Origin of the sequence: Candidatus Ruminimicrobium bovinum, from assembly GCF_902760015.1 — a bacterium.
GTDB classification, from domain to species: Bacteria; Elusimicrobiota; Endomicrobiia; order Endomicrobiales; family Endomicrobiaceae; genus Ruminimicrobium; species Ruminimicrobium bovinum.
In genome coordinates, this window is the sequence record NZ_CACWEU010000255.1 from 1 (window position 1) to 3,926 (window position 3,926).

Consider the following 3,926-nt stretch of genomic DNA (forward strand, 5'->3'; position numbering starts at 1 on the left):
ATACAGCTGAAAAAGTCGAGGAAATAGTAAAGTTTACTGAAAGAGAAATCGAGCTTGCTAAACAGATTTGGGAAGTTGGTGACCTCGGTAACGGTGAAGACCGTGTACGCAATATAGAAGCTCTTGGTGAATCGTACGAACATGTGCAGGCTGCTGTTGACTTATTTATAGACAGCGGTTATACATGGGATGCCGTAATGCAGCAAGCCGCAGATAGCGCTGAGCAAGCTGGTGAAGCTACAGAAGGGTTTATTGGTCCAATCGCTAAGGCACAAACCAAACCAACTGCAATTTGGCTTATAATTGATTCGTTATACGACGTTATAAGAGTTGTAAAGAATATTGCTGGTAGTGGTAGTAATCTACTTAAAGTTATATTTAACTCTCTTACTGGTACTTTTGGAGACCATTCAATACTTGAGGGTATCAATACAATTACTGGTAAGATAGCTGACCTATCTGATAAGCTTTATATTTCAGCACCAAGAGCTCAGAAGTTAAGACCTATATTTGATGCTTTGTTTACGGTATTTAAAGTCGGAGCAAAGGTATTAATAGGTATAGCTAAAGCTCTCGGAACAGCTATAAATTTACTTGCTAAAATAATTAACAAAGCAAGAGATAGTAAATTAGTAAATGATATTCTTAAAGCTATTGGCAATTCCATTAAGGCTGTTGTAAACGGTATCGAAAAGATTTATACTAAACTCAAAGAAACTGGAGTCTGGGATAAGTTTATTGATATTTTAAAGACAGTCGCTACATGGATTGGTGAGAAGCTTATAGATGGATTTAATAAGTTTAGTGACTTTGCAGGAACTGCTGCTGATAAAGCCATAGAAGTGTTTGGCAAGTTATCTGATAAGGTAAAAGACTTCAGCAAGAATTCAGAAGACGGTGCTTCTTGGCTTGAGAAGATAAAAGAATTCTTTAAAGAAGATATTCTTAGTGGTTCTTGGCTTACAAAACTTAAAGAAACTATTGAAAGTATATTCGGTGCTGGTGTAGATATATTCCAAAATGCTTATACTAAAACTTCAGAATTTATGAAGGGATTAGTAGAAGGCTTTAAGAGTATTGATAGAAAAGATATTGATGATATATTTTCAATGATGTCACATATTATCTTTACCTATATGTCAATTAAATGGCTTTGGTCAACTGCAAAGATGAACAAGGGTATTGGCGACATGACAAGCAGTATCGGTAAAATGTTCCAGAGTATCGGACTCACTATAAAGAAATATGGTAAGAAAGCTGACGCTGAAAGATTCAAAACATTTGCTGATGCTATTGTGGAAATAGTCGGTTCAATAGCTGTAATGATGATAGTCTTTGCTGGACTTGAACATTATGGTTATAACGCAGAAAGAATTATGGACATAGTGTCTGGATTAGTTCTGACTGTTACTCTTATTGTCGGTCTTATAGTAGTGCTTAAGGCATTGTTTAGTAAAGCCGCTTCCTATAGTAATTCAAGAATAATAAACTTAAATATTCCTCAAATGGCGTTAACTTTAATTGCCATTGGACAAGTTATAGCAACACTTATAAAGAGTGTACTTATAATGTATTCACTTGTAAATTCAAATAATTATAACCTGATAGTCATGACTAAAGTAACACTTAATATAGGATTGTTAGTAACAATATTTACTTTACTTGCATATTACATGACTAAACTTAATTCTAAGATGACAGGTTTAAGTGGCTTAGCATTAACGTTTGTATCTCTTGGAATAGTTGTTAGTATGTTAATAAGTTCTTTCAGAAAAGTTCTTGATGCTGTAAAAGACGTTAAGACAAGTGCTGTTGAAAGGGCAATGAAAGTCATGACATGGCTCACAGTTCCCATACTTGCATTTGGTGCTATAATTACTGCTATAAATAAATTTGGAAATAATAACAATCAGTTACAGACAAATCCATTTAAGGGTATAACTGGACTATTTATATCTTTTGCTATTCTTATGAGAGCTGGATTTATACCTCTTCTCAGAGAACTTGCCGACATGCATAAGATGGGCGAAGTCGGTCAATCTGCAATTAAGGACTTCCAAAGCATTACTAAATGGCTACTTATATTTATAAGTGGTATAACTGTAGTAGTTGGATTACTTGATAAGACTGTAAACTTTGCAAGTTCAAAGAACATCACAGGTGTTAATCTCTTACAAGGACGTCAATCGAATTCGGATAGGTCGTTTAGTTCCACAAGCGGTGGTGGCGGCTCGTTCTGGGCTGTTGCTGGTATCGTTGCTGCTATTGCAGGACTCTTTGCAGCTATTGGATACACTATGAAGAATATGAAGGGTTTAGACTCTGAATCACTTAAACAATTCAAACAAATCACAATCGTATTAAGTGTATTAATGGGAGTATTAGCAATTATCGGTGCGGTTGTAGGACAGGTTGACCAGACAAGAGCTGGACTGGGTATATTACTCGGTATAGCTGCTGTAATTGCCTCCGTTGCTGCAACGTTCTTAGCTGCCGGTTATGGATTTAAGGCTTTTGAGGAAGCTCTTACTGACTTAATTGATAAACTTCCAAATTTACTTAATAAACTTGTTGAATTCTTTAGAATGATTGCTTCTGATAGCGGCGGTGGTCACCATAGAGGTAACGTACGTAATGAGATAGTAAACGGTGTAGCAGACTTGACAACACTCTTCTTAGAAAGTGTTAGTGCTGCTATCGTTGCTTGGTCTACTGGACTTGTAAACATAGTGCCTGAACTTGTTACAAACCTCTTTACAACGTTAATTGTGGCTTTAAACAGTGTTGCTGATGAATTCAATAATCAAGGACCAGAACTTATTAACGCTGCTGACAGAGCTTCTAAGGCATTTCTTGGATTCTGTGCCCTTGTGATGCTGAAGGTTCAGGAAAATGGTAAGAAATTATTTAAGAACATGGGTAATGCTATTGTTGGTATGATAATCGAAAACCTCACTCCTGAAGCGCAGTTCGCTTTCAGAAAAGTATTTGGTTTAGATGACTGGGATGATATTGTACTTACACCTGAATACTGGTCAAAGCAAGCTGAACTCGAAGAACAAGCTGCTTTATTGGAAAAGAATGCCGAAGCAAGACGTAAAGCGTTCGAGGCTTTTGAAAATCTTAAAAACGGTGGAAGCGCTGTAGCTACTGAATTCATTGATATTGATGAAGATAGAATTGCTGATACAGTAAAGAAATATGTAGATAATATAGGAGGAACGTTTAAAAATGCTGATTTCTCTTCTATAAAGAATGTATTTGGAAATAAACTATCATCAATGTTTAGTTCTGATGAGCTTACAGATATGGTTTCTAACGGACAATTTATTGATATTAACAATATGATGGGTGACGGATTTAACATTGAGTCAATGGAATCTATGTGGTCTGACCTCGACCTTACAACTGAAGATGGCGTTAATGCTCTTAATCAGCGTATGGAAAACTTCTTCAATGAAAGCGACGCCTCATGGGATTTATATTCCAGTGGATTCGATGAATACGGCGAAAATATGATGGATAATGCTGGTGAAGGTATTAACGAGCGTATGACGTTTGTTACTGATATTACCCACGATGCTATGGAAGCCGCAGTAAACGAAATTGGTCAATTCCGTGAAGAATTCTATAATGGTGGTATTTACTGTGGACAGGGATTTGCATTTGGTTTGGCTGATGCTAAATCTTCTGACCTTATTATTAAGTCTGCTGCTGACATGGTTCTTGCTGCAAAGCATGGAGTAGAGGTTACTGGTAAGATTAGTTCACCTTCAAAAGTATTCATGCAGCTTGGTAAGTATATCACTATGTGCTTTGCAAACGGTATCTACGACTCGGTTTCACTTGCAACAGAATCTGCAAATGAAGTTGGAGAAGCTACAATACTTTCAATGAGAGAGACTATAAGACAAGCTTCACTTGAA

The 3,926-nt window shown here is 36.5% G+C and carries 1 protein-coding gene; it reads left to right on the forward strand.

All coding sequences use genetic code 11. The features are described from left to right. Positions 1-3,926 (forward strand): hypothetical protein (locus ACMUOV_RS08505; RefSeq protein ID WP_413854715.1); only part of this gene is annotated, 3,926 nt, incomplete at both ends.